This window comes from Streptomyces sp. NPDC001056, assembly GCF_053598955.1.
Genome location: NZ_JBSFLI010000020.1, coordinates 107184 through 123854, shown reverse-complemented (window position 1 = coordinate 123854; position 16671 = coordinate 107184). Strand labels below are relative to the sequence as shown.

Here is a 16671-nt window from a genome sequence, read left to right as displayed (position 1 = left end):
CCTGTCTCAACCTGTCTCAGGTGACCGGACCGCCCAGCCTGCGCAGCGACTCGTCGAGGGCCGTCGTCGCCGAGTCCTTCGGCCGGCCGGCCGTCAGCGACACCGCCGCGCCGGTGAACTCGCCGTCGACGCGCACCGTCGTGGCGTCCCCGTCCGGGGTGAGCGTGTAGCGGGTGGCGACGGTCACCGCCATCGGACCCTTGCCGCGGATCGCGAGAACCCGCGCGGGATCCGGTTCCTCGATCGTCCGGTCGACCTCCGCCGGGAATCCCGTCGGCTTCATGTTCTCCTGGAACGTGCCGCCCACCGCGAGCGTCTTCGGACCGCCCGCCGGGAAGCCGGTGTGGGTGGCGTTCCACTCCCCGTACGACGACCGGTCGGTGAGCCGGGCCCACACTCTGTCTGATGAGCCGTCAGAGGGGCTTGCGTGCACGGAACCTCATCCCGCGTGGCGGATCACACCGCGTCGAACGGGTCCCACGCCCGCGGCGACGCGCTCTCGTCATGGCAGTGCCACGCCGGCCGGAACGGATGCGGATCGGCCGAAATCTCCTCCCCAAGGATGAGATCGGCCGCGGTGATGTCCACTCTGTGTGGGACGCCCAAATGGTTCCGCTCGGGGATGACTTGGCCTGTTGTGGCTGATGGGGTGGGGTTGTGCAATCCCGTACCGCCTGTCCCACCGCCCCCGGGCCCGAAGGGGCGCACCCGTACGTCGCTGGGCTCGGCGCCGAGCTCGCGACGGTGGTCGCCGGCGCCCGCCGCAGGGCCGTACGGGACGGTGACCGGCATGTCGACACCGCCCATCTGCTGCACTCGCTCCTCGAACAGGACCCCGAGGTGCGCTCCGCCGTGGGCGGCCCGCACCAACTCGCCCGGCTCCTCGGCTATCTGGTGCAGCGCAGCATCGGGTACGGCCTGCGGTGGCAGGGCAGCGTGGAGGACTCGGGCGCGATCGCCGTCGTGCCCCGTCCGGTCGCCGGTGACGCGGGGGGCTGGTCCCCGGCCGCGGCGGCCGCCCTGCACCGCGCCGGGGAACGGGCTCGGCGCCGGGGCGGGCGCGGGGCCGGCGCGCCCGACCTGTTCGCCGCGCTCGTCGCCGACCCGGGTTCCCGGGCCGTCGAGGTCCTCGGACGCGCGGGCATCGACGCGCGCGAGCTGTCCGCCCGGCTCGCGGCCGGTCCCGGGGACCTCACGGGGGACGCGACCTGCTGAGAAGCGGGACCTCACGCCCGCGGAACGGGGCCCGGCGTCCACCCCATGAGACAGGTGTGAACGGGGATGACGCTCCTGTCGTCGCCTGTCATCATGTCCCGGTGCATACGTCTGAGAGCAGTGCCGCCGGCGGCAGAGGCGTCGGGCTCGGTCTCGCGCTCGTCTCCGCGCTGGCCTTCGGCGGGTCCGGAGTCGCCGCCAAGCCGCTGATCGAGTCGGGACTCGACCCGCTGCACGTGGTCTGGCTCCGGGTGGCCGGCGCCGCCCTGGTCATGCTGCCGCTCGCCTGGCGCCACCGCGCCCTGCCGCGCCGCCGCCCCGCGCTGCTCCTGGGGTTCGGGCTGTTCGCCGTCGTCGGCGTCCAGGCCTGCTACTTCGGCGCCCTCTCGCGCATGCCCGTGGGCGTGGCGCTGCTCATCGAGTACCTGGCGCCCGCGCTGGTGCTGGGCTGGGTGCGGTTCGTGCGGCGGCGGCCGGTCACCCGCGCCGCCGCGCTCGGCGCGGTCCTCGCGGTCGGCGGGCTAGCCTGTGTGGTGGAGATCTGGTCGGGGCTGAGCTTCGACGCGCTGGGCCTGGCGTTCGCGCTCGCCGCCGCCTGCTGCCAGGTGGGTTACTTCATCCTGTCCGACCCGGGCGGCGGAGCGGGCGAGAAGGCACCGGACCCGCTCGGCGTCATCGCCTACGGCCAGCTCGTGGGTGCCGCCGTGCTCACGGTCGTCGCCCGCCCCTGGGAGATGCGCTGGGACGCGCTCGCCGGTTCCGCGCGGATGAACGGCACCGCCGTACCCGCCCTCGCCCTGCTCGCCTGGATCGTGCTCGTCGCCACGGTCGTCGCCTACGTCACCGGTGTGCTGTCGGTACGACGGCTGTCTCCCCAGGTCGCCGGGGTGGTGGCCTGTCTGGAGGCGGTGATCGCGACGGTGCTGGCCTGGGTGCTGCTCGGCGAGCACCTGTCCGCGCCGCAGATCCTCGGCGGTGTCATCGTCCTGGTCGGCGCGTTCATAGCCCAGTCCGCCGCGCCCGCTCCGGTGCCGGTGGCACCGGTGACCGACGGCGGCCCGGAAAGGGAGTTGTCCGGGCAGCGCGCCTCCGCCTAAAGTGCTGGTCATGCCGTCCACTCTCGTTCTTCCGCCCCCGGCCGCCTGAGGCGGGCCTCCGGGACACCCGCTCGGTGCGATGAGCGCCGGGCCGGACGGTGCTGCCCGCAGACGAAGTCCGCGCGCCCCGATCGATCGGGTCGCCCTCGAACTTCCGCACCCCCGGGGTGCGTTTCTGCGGAGAGACTTCCTTGTCGAACACGAACACTTCCGCCGCTCTGCCCGTAGGGCGCGGCCTGCTCTACCTGATCGTCACCGGTGCCGCCTGGGGCACCGCGGGCGCCGCCGCCTCGCTGGTCTACCGGACCAGCGACATGGGCGCCTTCGGCCTGTCCTTCTGGCGCTGCGCGCTGGGGCTCCTGCTGCTGCTCGCCGGGCGCGGACTGCGCCCGCGGACCCGCCCGGCCGCGGCCGCGCCGCTGTCCCGGCGGGTGCTGAGGGCCGTCGCCACCGGCCTCGGCCTCGCGGTGTTCCAGACGGCCTACTTCGCGGCCGTGGCGGCCACCGGACTCGCCGTGGCCACGGTCGTCACCCTCGGCGCGGGCCCCGTCCTCATCGCGCTCGGCGCCCGGCTCCTGCTCGGCGAACGGCTCGGCACCGGAGGCGTGCTGTCGGTGGCCGGGGCCCTCGCCGGGCTCGCCGTGCTGACCTTCGGCGACTCGGCCGCGACCGTCCGCCCCGCGGGCGTGCTGCTCGCGCTGCTGTCGGCCGCCGGCTACGGCGCCATGACCCTGCTGACCCGCTGGTGGGGCCGGGACGGCGGCACCGACGCCTCCGACACCACCGTGTGGGCCTTCGCGGTGACCACGCTGTGCCTGCTGCCGTTCGCCCTGCACGAGGGGCTGCTCCCGCACACCGGCCACCCGGCCCGGCTGCTGTGGCTCCTGTGCTACATCGCCGCCGTGCCCACGGCGCTCGCGTACGCCCTGTACTTCGCGGGCGCGGCGGTCGTACGGTCCGCCACGGTCTCCGTGATCATGCTCCTGGAGCCGGTGACCGCGGCCGTGCTCGCCGTCCTGCTGCTCGGCGAGCGGCTCACGGTCACCACGGTGGCCGGGACCCTGCTGATGCTCGCGGCGGTCGCGGGCCTGACCGTCGGCGAGGCGGCCCTGCGCAAGGGGAGCCGCAGGGAACACGCCCCGCTCGACGTGGAGCTGCCCGCCGCCGAGACCTACCCCTCGGCGAGGTAGCCCGGCACCTCGATCCCGGACGCCAGGTTGGCGTTCGGGATCGGGGCGTCGTACCCCTTGCGGAGCGGGACGACACCGGCCCAGTGGGGGAGGGCGAGGTCCTCGGGCTCGTCGGTGGCGTCGCCGGTGCGGGTCTTCGCCGAGACCTCGTCCAGGTCGAGGCGGATCACCGCGGTGGCGGCCAGCTCCTTCTTGTTCGCGGGCCGGGAGTCGGCGGCCCGCCCCGGCACGACGTGGTCCACCAGGGCGTCCAGCGCGAGGCGCCGCTCCTCGGGGTCGGTGACCTCGTGCGCGATGCCGTGCACCACCACCGAGCGGTAGTTGATCGAGTGGTGGAAGGCGGAGCGGGCCAGCACCAGACCGTCGACGTGGGTCACGGTCAGGCACACCGGCAGGCCCGGGTCGGCCGCGCCGGTCATCCGTAGCGGGCGCGAACCCGTCGAGCCGTGAACGTAGAGCCGCTCGCCCACCCGCCCGTACAGGGTGGGCAGCACCACGGGCGCGCCGTCGCGGACGAAGCCCAGGTGGCAGACGTATCCCTCGTCCAATATCGCGTGCACGAGGTCCTTGTCGTACGCCGCCCGGTCCGCGTCGCGCGTGGGCACGGTGCGGTCGGTCGGGGTGTAGGCGGTGGACTGGGTTCCCGCGGTCGTGCCCGGCATGACGGTCCCTCCAAGGCGAAGCCGTGTGGCGCTCACGTTTGTACTAGTGCATAATGAGTTTTGTGCTAGGAGAGTATCGGATCGAGGGGCGTGGCGCAGCAGAGATCGCGGCCGACGTCGAACGCGCCGTCGGTGCCGGAGAGCTGACACCGGGACAACCGCTGCCTCCCATGCGGGAGTTGGCGGCCCGGCTGGGGGTGAACCCGAACACCGTGGCGGCCGCCTATCGCACGCTGCGCGAGCGCGGGGTGATCGAGACCGCCGGGCGGCGCGGCAGCCGGGTGCGGCCCAAGCCCGCCACCACCGGACGCGACCAGCTGAGGGTGGAGGTGCCGCCGGGTGCCCGGGACCTGTCCACCGGCAACCCGGACCCGGCCCTGCTGCCCCGCCTCGCCCCGGCCCTGGCCGCCGCGGCCGAGGCGGGGGACCGCCGTCCCGTCCTGTACGGCGACGACCCCGTCGACCCCGATCTGGTCCGCGTCGCCCGCGCCGAACTCGACGCCGACGGCGTCCCCGAGGGCTCCCTCACCGTCACCTCGGGCTCCCTCGACGCCGTCGAGCGCGTCCTCGCCGCCCACCTCCGGCCCGGGGACGCGGTCGCCGTGGAGGACCCCGGCTGGGGCAGCGCCCTCGATCTGATGCCGGCGCTCGGCCTGCGCACGGTCCCGGTGGCCGTGGACGACGACGGCCCGTCCCCGGAGGGCCTCGCTCGTGCCCTGGCCGCCGGGGCCCGTGCGCTGATCGTCACCGCCCGCGCCCAGAACCCGACCGGCGCCGCGGTGACCGCCTCCCGCGCGAAGGCCCTGCGCGCGGTGCTGCGGGAGCATCCGAACGCCCTGCTGATCGAGGACGACCACGGCCACGGGATCGTGGACCTGCCGCCGCACCCCCTCGCGGGCGCCACCCGGCACTGGGCCTTCCTGCGCTCCGCCGCCAAGACCTACGGTCCCGACCTGCGCCTCGCCGTCCTCGCCGGCGACCCGGTGACCGTCGACCGGGTCCGCGGCCGCCTGCGCCTCGGCCCCGGCTGGGTCAGCCTCCTGCTCCAGCGGGCGGTGGCCCATCTGTGGGCCGGGGGCGCGGTGGACCGGGCGACGGTGGCGGAGTCGTACCGCTCCCGGCGGCAGCCCCTGATCGACGCCCTCGCCGCCCGCGGCGTCGAGGCCCACGGCCGCAGCGGCATGAACCTCTGGATCCCGGTGCCCGACGAGACCACCACGGTGGCCCGCCTCCTCCAGTCCGGCTGGGGCGTCGCCCCGGGCGCCCGCTTCCGCCTGACCAGCCCCCCGGCCATCCGCGTCACGGTGTCCCAGCTGACCCCGGCGGACATCGAGCCGCTGGCGGAGGCGATCGGGGCGGCGGTACGGCCGTCACCGTCGCGCGTCTACGGGTAGCCGCACCGGGGCGGCCGGCGCTCGCGCACGCTCCCCGCCCGCTCAGGCGCCCTTCTTCCCCCGCACCTGTGTGAGCGCCGCCCCCGCGAGCACGATCACCGCCCCCACCGGCGTGTTCCAGCGCAGCGACTCCCCGAGGATCACGACGCCCGCCGCGGTCGCGATCACCGGAATGAAATACGTGACCATCTGAGCCGTCGTAGGCCCGACCTCGGCGACCAGCCCGTACTGGAGGAGCACGGCGAGCCCCGTCCCGAGCGCCCCCAGCGCGGCGACCGCCAGCAGCGGGACCAGGGCGAAGTGCTTCGGCATGCCGGTGAACAGCGGCGTGACCAAGGCCAGTTGGACCGTCGCCACCAGCAACTGCCCGCCCGTCATCGACAGATGCGAGTTCCCCGTCCCCGCCAGGGTCCGCCTGACGTAGATCCAGCCCACCGGATAGCTCAGCGACGCGAGCAGCGCCATCGCCGTGCCCGTGGCGTCGAGGCCGTGGAAGCCCTGCCATGCGCCGAGCACCGTCAGCACCCCGAGGAAGCCGAGCCCGAGCCCGGCCACCCGCACCCGCGTGGGCCGGTCCTCGGAGAGTGCGACGACGGACAGCACCATGCCCCACAGCGGCGACGTGGCGTTGCAGATGCCGGCCAGTGTGGAGGGGATGGTCAGCTCGGAGTAGGCGAAGAGGGAGAACGGCAGGGCGTTCAGGAAGAACGCGGCGACCGCCATGTGCGCCCACAGCCGCCCCCCGCGCGGCAGCCGCTCCCGCTTGACGGCCATCGCCGCCATCAGCACCGCCGTACCGAAGACCAGTCGGCCCAGGGTGACCTGGAACGGCGCGTACCCGCTCGTCCCCACCTTGATCAGCAGAAAGCTGAAACCCCAGATCAGGGAGAGGGCGCCGAAACGCAGCCGCCAGTCGAGGCGGGGGCGGGGGGATGACGGGTCCGGGGTGGTGGGGGACTCTGTGCGGGATGCGGTGACCGTGCTCATGACGTCAACGATGCTGGACCAGACTTCTTAGCACAATCGATAAATCTCACCGGGTATCTCGTAGGATCTCTTATATGTTGAACCTGGAGCGCCTGCGCACCCTGGACGCCCTGGCCCGGCACGGCTCGGTCAGTGCCGCCGCCGACGCGCTGCACGTCACCACGTCCGCGGTCTCCCAGCAGCTGGGCAAGCTGGAACGCGAGATCGGCCAGCGACTGCTCGCCAAGAACGGCCGCGGCGTACGGCTCACGGACGCGGGCCGGCTGCTCTCGGAGCACGCGTCGCGCATCCTGTCGCAGGTCGAGCTGGCCGAGTCGGATCTGGAGGCGCACCGGGGACAGGTCGTCGGCGAGCTGCGGCTGTCCGCGTTCCCTACCGCCGCCCGGGGCCTGTTCCCCGTGGCCCTGCGGGCGCTGCGCGCCGAGCACCCGGGGCTGCGGGTGCGCTCCAGCGAGCTGGAACCGGAGCAGGGCATCGCCTCCGTGGTGCGCGGCGACCTCGATCTCGCGGTGGTCCTGGACTGGTACAACAAGCCGATGCCGGTGCCCGACGGACTGGTCAAGGCGCCGCTCCTGGACGATCCGGCCGAGGTCGCCATGCCCGCCGGACACCGGCTCGCCGACCGCGACGAGGTGGACCTCGCGGAGTTCGCCGAGGACGAGTGGATCACCTGGGGAGAGGGCGAGTTCTGCCACGAGTGGCTGATGTTCACCCTGCGCTCCAAGGGCGTCGAACCGATCGTCGGCCATCGCGCGGGCGAGACCCACACCCAACTCCAGCTGGTGGCCGCCGGGCTGGGCGTGTGCATCGCCCCGCTGCTGGGCCGCCACCCGGTGCCCGACGGCGTGGTCCTCGTACCCCTCACCCAGCGCGTGCGCCGGCACGTCTACGTCATCTGGCGCGCCGACGCCGACCGCCGTCCCTCCATCCGCGCGGCGGTCGAGGCCCTGCGCACGGCGGCGCGGAAGGTCGGCTGACCCGCGCGGGGACCGAGCGCGCCCACCGGGTGTGCCGACAGGCCTCAGAGCGAACCGAGTTTGCGGAAGTCCCAGGACACGATCCGCTCCGGGACGAGCCGCGCCCAGGCGTGCCGGCCGTCGTGCGGCATCTCGTCCAGGCCGAAGTACTTGCGGGCGAACAACGGCTCCACCGAGGCGAGTTCGGGGCACGGCCCGCCCGTGCGGGGCGCCTCGCCGACGAACTCCACCCGGCCCGCCAGCTCGGCCCCGCGCAACTCGCCGTACTCCTCGCCCGAGTCGACCACCACCGCCACCCGGGGATCGCGGCCGAGCTGCGCCCAACGGCGGCTGCGCACCACCGAGTACAGCCACAGCGCGCCGCCGTCCCAGGCGAACCAGAGCGCGCTCGCGTGCGGGGCGCCGTCGGCCGAGACGGTCGCGACCCGGCATGTGCGCTGTGCGGCCAGGAACGCGTCCAGCTCGCCGGGCGTCATCATGATCCTGCGGCCCCGGCGCTGCGGTGTGACGGACATGCTGCCCCCTCGTCGTCGTACGGGAAAACCTTCCACGGTGATCCGCTGACAAAGCGTCAGGAAATGGAACGGGTCGTCTTCCCTCTCCCGCGGGCGGCCGCTACTCTCACCGCCCCGGACCCGGCGAAAGGCGCGTGATGGCGGCGTACCAGCGACTGGGCGACCTCCTCGACCCCGCGAGCACCGTGCTGCTGACCGTGGAGTGCCAGCGGGGCGTGGTCGGCCCGGACGCCGCCCTGCCCGAACTCGCCCGCGCGGCGCGCTCCTCGGGGGCCCTCGGCAATGTCGCCCGGCTGGTCGCCGCCGCGCACCGGGGCGGCGTGCAGGTGATCCACGCGGTGGCCGAGCGCCGCCCGGACGGCCGGGGCGCCAGCCGCAACGCCCGGCTGTTCCGCGCCGCCGAACGGCTCCCCGTGCGCCAGCTGTCCGGCAGCACTGCGGTCAGGATCGCGCCCCCGGTCGAGGTCGCCGAGGAGGATCTCGTCGTACGACGGCTGCACGGGCTGTCCCCGCTCGGCGCCACCGGCATGGACGCCCTGCTGCGCAACCTCGGCTGCCGCACCCTGGTCGTCACCGGGGTCTCGGCCAACGTGGCGATCCCCAACGCGGTGTTCGACGCGGTCAACCTCGGCTACACCGCCGTCGTCCCGGCCGACGCCATCGCCGGGGTGCCCGCCGACTACACCGCCGCGATGATCCGGCACACCCTCTCCCTCGTCGCCACCATCACCACCACCGGCGAGTTGCTCGGCCGCCTCGCGCCCCCGCGCCGCAGCCGGCCCCAGTAACCTGGGGCGATGCTCAAGGAAGTCACCGCGACCCGCTTCATCACGCCCCTGCGTGAGGGCGGCTCGCTGCCGGGGCTCGTCGAGGCAGACGACTTCGGGACCTATGTCATGAAGTTCACCGGGGCCGGGCAGGGCCGCAAGACCCTGGTCGCCGAGGTGGTGTGCGGCGAACTCGCCCGGCGCCTCGGCTTCCGGACGCCCCGCCTGGTCACCGTCGAGCTGGACGCCGTGCTGGGGCTCGGCGAACCGGAGCAGCAGGTGCAGGAGCTGCTGCGGGCCAGCGGCGGCACCAACCTCGGCATGGACTTCCTCTCCGGCGCCCTCGGCTACGACCCGCTCGCCTTCGAGGTGAGCCCCGAGGAGGCCGGGCGGATCGTCTGGTTCGACGCGCTGATCAACAACGTGGACCGCTCCTGGCGCAACCCCAACCTCCTGGTGCACCGCGGCGACCTGTGGCTCATCGACCACGGGGCCACCATGATCTGGCACCACAACTGGCCCTCCGCCGAGGCCTCCGCGGCCCGCCCCTACGACGCCGGCGACCACGCCCTCGCCGGCTTCGCCCCCGACCTCGCCGCGGCCGCGGCCGAGCTCGCGCCCCGCGTCACCGAGGACCTGCTCGCCGAGGTCACCGCCGAGATCCCGGACGCCTGGCTCGCCGGCGAACCCGGCTTCGACACCCCGGACGAACTGCGCCGGGCCTACGCGCGCCCGCTGCTCGCCCGCGCGGCCGTCATCGCCGAGCGCGTCACCGGCATCCAGGAGGACAAGTGAGCGAGACCCACATCCACATGGCCGGCCATGTGACCGAGCGCCACATCACCCGGGCCGGCCAGGGCGGCGACCGGGACGTCTTCGAGTACGCGCTGATCAGGGTCGTGCCCCGGATCGAGCGCGGCGAGTGCGTCAACGCGGGCGTGGCCGTCTACTGCCGCGCCCAGGGCTACGTCGGCGCCCGCACCCATCTGGACGAGGCCCGGCTGCGCGCCCTGGACCCGGAGGCCGACGTGCCCGGGATCCGGGCCGCGCTCGGCGCGATCGAGCGGCACTGCGCGGGCGGCGCGGCGGCCGGGCAGGCGGCCGGGGACGACGCCGGGCGCCGCTTCCGCTGGCTGATCGCGCCCCGCTCCACCGTCGTCCAGCCCGGTCCGGTGCACACCGGTCTGACCACCGACCCGGCCGCCGAGACGGAGCGGTTGCTGGAGCTCCTGGTGAGGTAATGGATCACAACGGCGGGATGTGCCGTTGACACCGGGTGCAAGGGCTTCTAGCGTCGGGTGAGCTGAAGATACTAAGCGGTCGCTCACCGCACCGGAAGGCCCTCCCGAAGGGTCGTACGGGTTCTCTCAAGGGCGAGGAGAAACAGTCAATGTCCACCACTGAACAGCGGGTCGCGGTCGTCACCGGCGCCGCACGCGGCATCGGTGCCGCCACCGCCGTGCGGCTGGCCGCCGAGGGCCGCGCGGTCGCCGTGATCGACCTGGACGAGGCCGCCTGCAAGGACACCGTCGAGAAGATCACGGCGGCGGGCGGCAGGGCCATCGCGGTCGGCGCCGACGTCTCCGACGAGGCGCAGGTCGAGGCGGCCGTCGCCCGGATCGTCGCGGAGCTGGGCGCCCCGACGATCCTGGTCAACAACGCGGGCGTGCTGCGCGACAACCTGCTGTTCAAGATGAGCGTCTCCGACTGGGACACCGTCCTGAACGTGCACCTGCGCGGCTCCTTCCTGATGACCAAGGCCGTGCAGAAGCACATGGTCGACGCCGGCTTCGGCCGTGTCGTCAACCTGTCCTCCTCCTCGGCGCTCGGCAACCGTGGCCAGGCCAACTACTCGGCCGCCAAGGCGGGTCTCCAGGGCTTCACCAAGACCCTCGCCATCGAGCTGGGCAAGTTCGGCATCACCGCGAACGCCGTGGCCCCCGGTTTCATCGCCACCGAGATGACCAAGGCCACCGCCGACCGCGTCGGCATGGGCTTCGACGACTTCAAGAAGGCCGCCGCGACCGCGATCCCGGTGCAGCGCGTCGGCGAGCCCGAGGACATCGCCAACGCCATCGCCTTCTTCACCGGCGAGGCGGCCGGATTCGTCTCCGGCCAGGTGCTGTACGTCGCCGGCGGACCGCTCGACTAGGGGATACCGGACATGACTACCGCAGAACTCCCGCCGCTGTCGGGCAAGGTCGCCCTCGTCACCGGGGCCAGCCGCGGCATCGGCTACGGCGTCGCCGAGGCCCTGGTGGCACGCGGCGACCGGGTGTGCATCACCGGCCGCAACGAGGACGCGCTCAAGGAGGCCGTCGAGAAGCTCGGCGCCGAGCGGGTCATCGGCGTGGCCGGCAAGGCGCACGACCTCGGCCACCAGAGCGAGGTCGTCGAGCGCACCATGGAGGCCTTCGGCCGCCTCGACCACCTGGTCAACAACGCGGGCACCAACCCGGTGTTCGGGCCCATCGCGGACCTGGACCTGGACGTCGCCCGCAAGGTCTTCGAGACCAACGTGATCTCGGCGCTCGGTTTCGCCCAGAAGACCTGGCACGCCTGGCAGAAGGACAACGGCGGCTCGATCGTCAACATCGCCTCGATCGCGGGCCTCGCGCCCTCGCCGTTCATCGGCGCCTACGGCGTCAGCAAGGCCGCGATGATCAACCTGACCCAGCAGCTGGCGCACGAGTTCGCGCCCAAGGTGCGGGTCAACGCGATCGCCCCGGCCGTGGTCAAGACGAAGTTCGCCCAGGCCCTGTACGAGGGCCGCGAGGAGGAGGCGGCCGCCTCCTACCCGCTGGGCAGGCTCGGCGTGCCGTCCGACATCGGCGGCGCCGCGGCCTTCCTCACCTCCGAGCAGTCCGCCTGGGTCACCGGGCAGACCCTCGTCGTGGACGGTGGACTCTTCCTCAACGCCGGGGTGTGAAACCACCTCCCGGGCGCCGGATTCCGGACGGAACGGCGCCCGGGACACCGCACAGCGGACACTCGGCGGAATGACAACGTCGTCATCGTTTGCGCGATCAAGTACCGCCGATCCGAGGGAGGTTGGCCGCCTGACGCTGCGGTAAGGTCTGCCGACCTTGGTAGGCGGATCGAGGAGCGTGCGCGTTGTTCAACCGGAACCGATTCCTGCGGAGAGTCGCGGCGATCGCGTCCGTGTCGCTGGTGGCGAGCGGCTGCGGCCTGCTGTCCGACGGAGGCCCGGGCGACGAGGGCCCGATCGTGGTCGGCACCACCAGCGCACCCAGCACCCTGGATCCGGCCGGCGCCTGGGACGGATCCTGGGAGCTGTACCGGAACATCTTCCAGACGCTCCTCGCCTATCCGAACGGCGCGACGGCGCCCCAGCCCGACGCCGCCGAGCACTGCTCCTTCGCCGACTCCTCCAGCCGCACCTACCGCTGCACCCTGCGCGCGGGCCTGAAGTTCGCCGACGGCGATCCGCTGAACGCCGAGGCCGTCAAGTACTCGGTCGACCGCATCCGCGCCATCAACGCCCCCGGCGGCCCCGCGGGACTGCTCGGCAGCCTCGAAAGCGTGGACGCCTCGGGCGACCGCGAGGTCGTCTTCCACCTCGGCAAGTCCGACGCCACCTTCCCGTTCGTGCTGGCCACCCCGGCCCTGTCGATCGTCGACCCGAAGGACTACCCGGCCCGCGCCCTGCGCAAGGACTCCGACGCCGACGGCTCGGGGCCGTACAAGCTCCAGTCGTACCAGGAGGGCCGGCAGGCCGTCCTCACCAGCAACGGCAACTACCACGGCTTCGCCCAGCGGCAGAACGACGCGGTGACCATCCGCTACTTCCAGGACTCCGCCGGGATGGTCAAGGCGCTGCGCGACAAGCAGATCGACGTCACCTACCGCGGCCTCGCCGCCGACGACATCCTCGCCCTCCAGCAGCAGGGCAACTCCGACCTCCAGCTCGTGGACGGTGCCGGCACGGACATCAGCTACCTGGTGTTCGACCCGAAGGACCCCTGGGCCGGGCGGCCCGCCGTGCGCAAGGCCGTCGCCCAGCTCGTGGACCGGGGCGCGATCGCGCACAAGGTCTACAAGGACACCGTCGACCCGCTGTACTCGATGGTCCCCAAGGGCCTCGTCGGCCACACCACCGCCTTCTTCGACGACTACGGAGACCCGAGCGACGCCAAGGCCCGGACGACCCTCCGGGACGCGGGCATCGGCCAGAAGGTGCCGCTCACCCTCTGGTACACCACCGACCGCTACGGCTCCGAGACCGCCCTGATGTTCCAGGAGCTCAAGCGGCAGCTGGAGGGCTCCGGGCTGTTCACCGTCACCCTCAAGAGCCGCCCGTGGAAGACCTACGTGGTCGGCTACCAGAAGGGCGAGTACCCGGTGTTCGGCCGCGGCTGGTCCCCGGACTTCCCCGACGCGGACAACTTCATCGCCCCCTTCACCGGCGAGCACAACGCGCTCGGCACGCCGTACCCGGCCAAGGAGATCACCGACCGGCTGCTGCCGCACTCGCGCGCGCAGAGCGACCGCGGCCAGACGGTCAAGGACATGGAGCAGGCGCAGCGGATCATCGCGAGCGACGCCCAGCTGCTCCCCCTGTGGCAGGGCCGGCAGTACGTGGCGGCCAGCGACGACATATCCGGCGGCGAGCTGGCCCTCGACCCCTCCACGATCATGATGATGTGGACGCTGCACCGTAAAACCAGCTGGTGAGCGGCGGGATGCGGACCCCGGGGCAGCCCCTTCGGGCGCCCGTTGTCAGTGGTCGCCGGTAGGTTCTGCATCCTGGAAGTGACCGCACGCGGTAATTGATCGACATCGTGAGGACGTTGACGTGACCGACATCGCCATGCTGCCCGAGTCCTGGCGCGGGGTTCTGGGCGACGAACTGCAGCAGCCCTACTTCAAGGAGCTGACCGAGTTCGTCGAGGAGGAGCGGGCGAAGGGCCCCGTCCACCCGCCGCGCGAGGAGGTCTTCGCCGCGCTGGACGCCACGCCGTACGACAAGGTCAAGGTCCTCGTCCTCGGCCAGGACCCGTACCACGGCGAGGGCCAGGGCCACGGTCTGTGCTTCTCGGTCCGTCCCGGCGTGAAGACCCCGCCCTCGCTGCGCAACATCTACAAGGAGATGCAGGCCGAACTGGGCCTCCCGGTCCCGGACAACGGCTATCTGATGCCCTGGGCCCAGCAGGGTGTGCTGCTGCTCAACGCGGTCCTCACCGTCCGGGGCGGCGAGGCCAACTCGCACAAGAACAAGGGCTGGGAGAAGTTCACGGACGCCGTGATCCGCGCGGTGGACGCCCGCCCCGACCCGGCGGTGTTCGTGCTGTGGGGCAACTACGCGCAGAAGAAGCTCCCGCTGATCGACGAGGAGCGGCACGTGGTGATCAAGGGCGCGCACCCCTCCCCGCTGTCCGCGAAGAAGTTCTTCGGCTCGCGTCCCTTCACCCAGATCAACGAGGCGATCGCCCGCCAGGGCCACGAGGCCATCGACTGGCGCATCCCCGACCTGGGCTGACGGCAGCGCGCGACGGCGTCGGCGCCGCCTGAGCCGGAATCCGGGCGGCGCCGGTTAGCGTCGGGGGCACGACAGCGGACGATCGCCGGAGGACGCGGTGGCGGAGCGACGGGAACAGACGGCCCTGGACGAGGTGCTGACGCGGATCGGCCAGGTCGTGATGCTGCACCACGGCGGCGACCGCGAGGAGGCCCGCAGCCGCTTCCTCGACCTGTGGGCGGAGATCGGCGAGGACGGCGACCCGCTGCACCGCTGCACCCTGGCGCACTACCTCGCCGACACCCAGGACGACCCCGCCGACGAACTCGCCTGGGACCTGCGGGCGTTGGCGGCGGCGCGGGAGCTGCCCGAGGGAGATCCCCGGGGCGTGCCGGGTTTCTTCCCCTCGCTCCATCTCAACCTGGCCGCGGACTACGTGAAGCTGGGCCGCACCGAGGCCGCCCGCACCCAGCTCGGCCACGCCCGCACCGCCGCGGACGTCCTTCCGGACGACGGCTACGGCGCGGGCGTCCGGGCCGCGATCGGGCGCCTGGAGCTGCGGCTGGAGCAGAACGGTCCGCCGGGCGGCGGGTCCTGGGGGCCGCCGAGGCAGCGGCCCAGCTGAGGGGCGGCGCGGGGGCGGGACCGGCCGGGGGAGGCGCCGGTCACCGGCCGGTTCAGCGTCGTCCGTACGTCCGCTCGCAGATCTCCGACTCCGGGCTGTCGCCGCGCCAGCCGCCGTACTCGCGGCCCAGGTCGCACACGTTCGCGGGCACCTGCTGGGAGGTGCGCGGCGGTGGCTGCGCGGGGCGGTGCGCGCGGGGCCGGGCGCGCGGGGGAGCGGGCGGGCGCGCCGCGGGCGGGGCGGCCGGGCTTCCGTGCGGGGCGGCCTTGGGGGCGGGCGCCGGACCGCCGGACGGCCCGACCATCTCCAGCGCCTCCCGGGCCGGTGCCTGCACCACCCGCGGGGACGCGCTGCCGTCCGTGCGGGGTCCCGCCGGCCGGGAGGGCGCGGCACTCGGGGGCGGTCCCGGTGCCGCCGTGTGCCGTACCGTCACGCACCCCGCAAGGGCCGAGACGGCGACGGTGACCAGAAGCGCTGCGGTGGTCGTCGTTCGATGCACCCGCGCAACGATGCTGGTTCTGCGCCCGGTTGGCATCAAAGAGCCGAGCCCGGTGCCGCCGCCCGGGTGAACTACCGCACCGAACGGGGGGTTTCCGGGTGCCGGGGGTGACGCGTCAGACGCCGACCGCGCCGTCGATCCGCTCCCGGAGCAGATCGGCGTGGCCGTTGTGCCGGGCGTACTCCTCGATCATGTGGGTGTAGATCCAGCGGAGGCTGAACGGCTCACCGCTCGACCGGCTGGTGCCCCGGGAGAGGTCGTCGAGCGACCGCCCCGCGGCATCGCGCCGGGCCGCCGCCACCTCGGCCCGCCAGGTGGCGTGCGCCTCCTGCCAGGTGTCCGCCCCGGTGACGTGGAAGTCGCCGTCCGCGTCGTCCTCGGAGCAGTACAGGACGCCCTGGTCCTCGCCCAGCAGCACCTCGTGGAACCAGAACCGCTCCACCTCGGCCATGTGCCGCACCAGCCCCATCAGGGTCAGCTCGGACGGCGGCACGGACGCGGTGCGCAGTTGTTCGTCGGTCAGGCCCTCGCACTTCGCGATCAGGGTCCCCCGGTGGTAGTCCAGCCAGCCCTCCAGCATCTCGCGTTCGCCGGCGTTCAGGGCGGGTTCGTTGCGTTCGCTCGTCATGCCGCTCATCCTCGCCCGTCGGGTGCCGGCGCTTCCAGGGGATTTCAGCGCCCCAGCATGCCCGCCAGCAACTCCCGTACGTCTGCCCGGATTTCGGCGAGTTCCGGCACCTCCGTGCTGAACGAACCCGCCGCGCACGTGAACATCAGACCGTCCGCCCAGGCGACCAGCGACAGCACGTGCCGGTCCGGGGCGGGGGAGCCGGCGGCCCTGAGCATCGCGCCCAGTCGCTCCTTGAAGACGGCGCCGGCGCGGTCGTAGTACGCGCGCAGTTCCGGGCGGCGGGTGGCCTCCAGGGCGAGTTCGTAGCGGGCGATCAGCAGGGCGCGGCCCTGGGTCAGGGAGCGGTGCACCGCGCGGGCGAGTCCGTCGGCCAGCGGGTCGAGTCCGTCGGCCGGGTCGGGCAGTTCGGCCGGGGCCAGGATCCGGGCCTCGCGCTCGGCGTGCCGTCGTACCGCGAGTTCCAGCAGCGCCTGCCGGGTGCGGGCCACGTTCGAGGTCGAGCCCGGCGGGAGCCTGGCCGCCTCGTCCACGGCCCGGTGGGTCAGCCCGCGCATCCCGCGCTCGGCGAGCAGGGCGAGGGCGGTGTCGGCGACGAGGTCGGCGCGGGAGGGACCGGTGGTGCGTACGGACATG

The 16671-nt window shown here is 73.2% G+C and carries 21 protein-coding genes; 13 read left to right on the top strand and 8 right to left on the bottom strand.

Annotation, left to right across the window (positions count from 1 at the left end):
• Positions 1-16: 16 nt before the first annotated feature.
• Entirely contained in the window at positions 17-433 is a 417-nt protein-coding gene (locus ACWDD7_RS23640; protein WP_450458810.1) for a type II toxin-antitoxin system Rv0910 family toxin, read from the bottom strand.
• Between the two features lie 23 nt (positions 434-456).
• Positions 457-588: a hypothetical protein gene (locus tag ACWDD7_RS23635; RefSeq protein WP_450458809.1), complete on the bottom strand. Its 132-nt coding sequence runs from the start codon at positions 586-588 to the stop codon at positions 457-459.
• Positions 589-657: 69 nt separating this feature from the next.
• Between ACWDD7_RS23635 and ACWDD7_RS23630 the strand changes: the two genes are divergently transcribed.
• From ACWDD7_RS23630 to ACWDD7_RS23620, 3 genes are all read left to right on the top strand, one after another.
• Positions 658-1215, top strand: coding sequence for a Clp protease N-terminal domain-containing protein (locus ACWDD7_RS23630; RefSeq protein WP_450458808.1), 558 nt, complete (start codon positions 658-660; stop codon positions 1213-1215).
• 101 nt (positions 1216-1316) lie between these two features.
• Positions 1317-2312, top strand: coding sequence for an EamA family transporter (locus tag ACWDD7_RS23625; protein WP_450458807.1), 996 nt, complete (start codon positions 1317-1319; stop codon positions 2310-2312).
• A 191-nt stretch (positions 2313-2503) separates the two neighbouring features.
• The gene (locus ACWDD7_RS23620; RefSeq protein WP_392218505.1) at positions 2504-3502 is read left to right on the top strand and encodes a DMT family transporter; all 999 of its coding nucleotides are present in this window, start codon (positions 2504-2506) and stop codon (positions 3500-3502) included.
• Here the strand turns inward: ACWDD7_RS23620 and ACWDD7_RS23615 are convergent.
• On the bottom strand, positions 3484-4164 hold the full coding sequence (locus ACWDD7_RS23615) for a pyridoxamine 5'-phosphate oxidase family protein (RefSeq protein WP_450458806.1): 681 nt from the start codon (positions 4162-4164) through the stop codon (positions 3484-3486). The two genes, ACWDD7_RS23620 and ACWDD7_RS23615, sit on opposite strands and share 19 nt — an antisense overlap.
• 62 nt (positions 4165-4226) lie before the next feature.
• Here ACWDD7_RS23615 and ACWDD7_RS23610 point away from each other — a divergent pair, with 62 nt between their 5' ends.
• Positions 4227-5558: an aminotransferase class I/II-fold pyridoxal phosphate-dependent enzyme gene (locus ACWDD7_RS23610; RefSeq protein ID WP_450458805.1), complete on the top strand. Its 1332-nt coding sequence runs from the start codon at positions 4227-4229 to the stop codon at positions 5556-5558.
• 42 nt (positions 5559-5600) lie between these two features.
• Here ACWDD7_RS23610 and ACWDD7_RS23605 read toward each other — a convergent pair whose 3' ends face one another.
• Positions 5601-6545, bottom strand: coding sequence for a DMT family transporter (locus tag ACWDD7_RS23605; RefSeq protein ID WP_450458804.1), 945 nt, complete (start codon positions 6543-6545; stop codon positions 5601-5603).
• A gap of 74 nt (positions 6546-6619) precedes the next feature.
• On the opposite strand from ACWDD7_RS23605, the gene ACWDD7_RS23600 reads away from it, so the two are divergent.
• Positions 6620-7522, top strand: coding sequence for a LysR family transcriptional regulator (locus tag ACWDD7_RS23600; RefSeq protein ID WP_351870633.1), 903 nt, complete (start codon positions 6620-6622; stop codon positions 7520-7522).
• Positions 7523-7566: 44 nt separating this feature from the next.
• On the opposite strand, the gene ACWDD7_RS23595 is transcribed toward ACWDD7_RS23600, so the two are convergent.
• Positions 7567-8037 carry a pyridoxamine 5'-phosphate oxidase family protein gene (locus ACWDD7_RS23595; RefSeq protein ID WP_450458803.1) on the bottom strand — a complete coding sequence of 157 codons (471 nt, stop codon included), beginning with the start codon at positions 8035-8037 and terminating at the stop codon, positions 7567-7569.
• 137 nt (positions 8038-8174) lie between these two features.
• Here ACWDD7_RS23595 and ACWDD7_RS23590 point away from each other — a divergent pair, with 137 nt between their 5' ends.
• From ACWDD7_RS23590 to ACWDD7_RS23555, 8 genes are all read left to right on the top strand, one after another.
• Positions 8175-8825, top strand: coding sequence for a cysteine hydrolase (locus ACWDD7_RS23590; protein WP_450458802.1), 651 nt, complete (start codon positions 8175-8177; stop codon positions 8823-8825).
• 9 nt (positions 8826-8834) lie between these two features.
• Positions 8835-9599, top strand: a complete 765-nt coding sequence (locus ACWDD7_RS23585) for a HipA family kinase (RefSeq protein ID WP_450458801.1) — start codon at positions 8835-8837, stop codon at positions 9597-9599.
• Complete coding sequence (locus tag ACWDD7_RS23580) at positions 9596-10045, top strand: DUF3037 domain-containing protein (RefSeq protein WP_351873293.1); 450 nt, start codon at positions 9596-9598, stop codon at positions 10043-10045. The genes ACWDD7_RS23585 and ACWDD7_RS23580 overlap by 4 nt, the downstream gene beginning before the upstream one ends.
• 149 nt (positions 10046-10194) lie before the next feature.
• The gene (fabG, locus tag ACWDD7_RS23575; protein WP_351873290.1) at positions 10195-10956 is read left to right on the top strand and encodes a 3-oxoacyl-ACP reductase FabG; all 762 of its coding nucleotides are present in this window, start codon (positions 10195-10197) and stop codon (positions 10954-10956) included.
• Between the two features lie 12 nt (positions 10957-10968).
• Positions 10969-11733 carry an SDR family oxidoreductase gene (locus ACWDD7_RS23570; protein ID WP_450458800.1) on the top strand — a complete coding sequence of 255 codons (765 nt, stop codon included), beginning with the start codon at positions 10969-10971 and terminating at the stop codon, positions 11731-11733.
• Positions 11734-11918: 185 nt separating this feature from the next.
• Positions 11919-13499, top strand: coding sequence for an ABC transporter substrate-binding protein (locus ACWDD7_RS23565; protein WP_450458799.1), 1581 nt, complete (start codon positions 11919-11921; stop codon positions 13497-13499).
• Between the two features lie 121 nt (positions 13500-13620).
• Positions 13621-14304, top strand: a complete 684-nt coding sequence (locus tag ACWDD7_RS23560) for a uracil-DNA glycosylase (protein ID WP_450458798.1) — start codon at positions 13621-13623, stop codon at positions 14302-14304.
• Positions 14305-14401: 97 nt separating this feature from the next.
• Positions 14402-14908: a hypothetical protein gene (locus tag ACWDD7_RS23555; protein ID WP_450458796.1), complete on the top strand. Its 507-nt coding sequence runs from the start codon at positions 14402-14404 to the stop codon at positions 14906-14908.
• Between the two features lie 52 nt (positions 14909-14960).
• On the opposite strand, the gene ACWDD7_RS23550 is transcribed toward ACWDD7_RS23555, so the two are convergent.
• The 3 genes from ACWDD7_RS23550 to ACWDD7_RS23540 form a co-directional block, all read right to left on the bottom strand.
• The gene (locus tag ACWDD7_RS23550) at positions 14961-15407 is read right to left on the bottom strand and encodes a hypothetical protein (RefSeq protein WP_351873275.1); all 447 of its coding nucleotides are present in this window, start codon (positions 15405-15407) and stop codon (positions 14961-14963) included.
• 115 nt (positions 15408-15522) lie between these two features.
• The gene (locus ACWDD7_RS23545) at positions 15523-16035 is read right to left on the bottom strand and encodes a DinB family protein (protein ID WP_351873272.1); all 513 of its coding nucleotides are present in this window, start codon (positions 16033-16035) and stop codon (positions 15523-15525) included.
• 44 nt (positions 16036-16079) lie between these two features.
• Positions 16080-16670, bottom strand: a complete 591-nt coding sequence (locus ACWDD7_RS23540; RefSeq protein WP_450458794.1) for a TetR/AcrR family transcriptional regulator — start codon at positions 16668-16670, stop codon at positions 16080-16082.
• Between the last annotated feature and the right edge of the window lies 1 nt (position 16671).

What these genes read in the sequence shown, in the direction of transcription:
- ACWDD7_RS23615 (WP_450458806.1), bottom strand. Translation starts at nt 4,164, where the DNA reads ATGCCGGGCACGACCGCGGGAACCCAGTCCACCGCCTACACCCCGACC.
- ACWDD7_RS23570 (WP_450458800.1), top strand. Translation starts at nt 10,969, where the DNA reads ATGACTACCGCAGAACTCCCGCCGCTGTCGGGCAAGGTCGCCCTCGTC.
- fabG (WP_351873290.1), top strand. Translation starts at nt 10,195, where the DNA reads ATGTCCACCACTGAACAGCGGGTCGCGGTCGTCACCGGCGCCGCACGC.
- ACWDD7_RS23545 (WP_351873272.1), bottom strand. Translation starts at nt 16,035, where the DNA reads ATGACGAGCGAACGCAACGAACCCGCCCTGAACGCCGGCGAACGCGAG.
- ACWDD7_RS23585 (WP_450458801.1), top strand. Translation starts at nt 8,835, where the DNA reads ATGCTCAAGGAAGTCACCGCGACCCGCTTCATCACGCCCCTGCGTGAG.
- ACWDD7_RS23600 (WP_351870633.1), top strand. Translation starts at nt 6,620, where the DNA reads ATGTTGAACCTGGAGCGCCTGCGCACCCTGGACGCCCTGGCCCGGCAC.
- ACWDD7_RS23605 (WP_450458804.1), bottom strand. Translation starts at nt 6,545, where the DNA reads ATGAGCACGGTCACCGCATCCCGCACAGAGTCCCCCACCACCCCGGAC.
- ACWDD7_RS23590 (WP_450458802.1), top strand. Translation starts at nt 8,175, where the DNA reads ATGGCGGCGTACCAGCGACTGGGCGACCTCCTCGACCCCGCGAGCACC.
- ACWDD7_RS23595 (WP_450458803.1), bottom strand. Translation starts at nt 8,037, where the DNA reads ATGTCCGTCACACCGCAGCGCCGGGGCCGCAGGATCATGATGACGCCC.
- ACWDD7_RS23540 (WP_450458794.1), bottom strand. Translation starts at nt 16,670, where the DNA reads ATGTCCGTACGCACCACCGGTCCCTCCCGCGCCGACCTCGTCGCCGAC.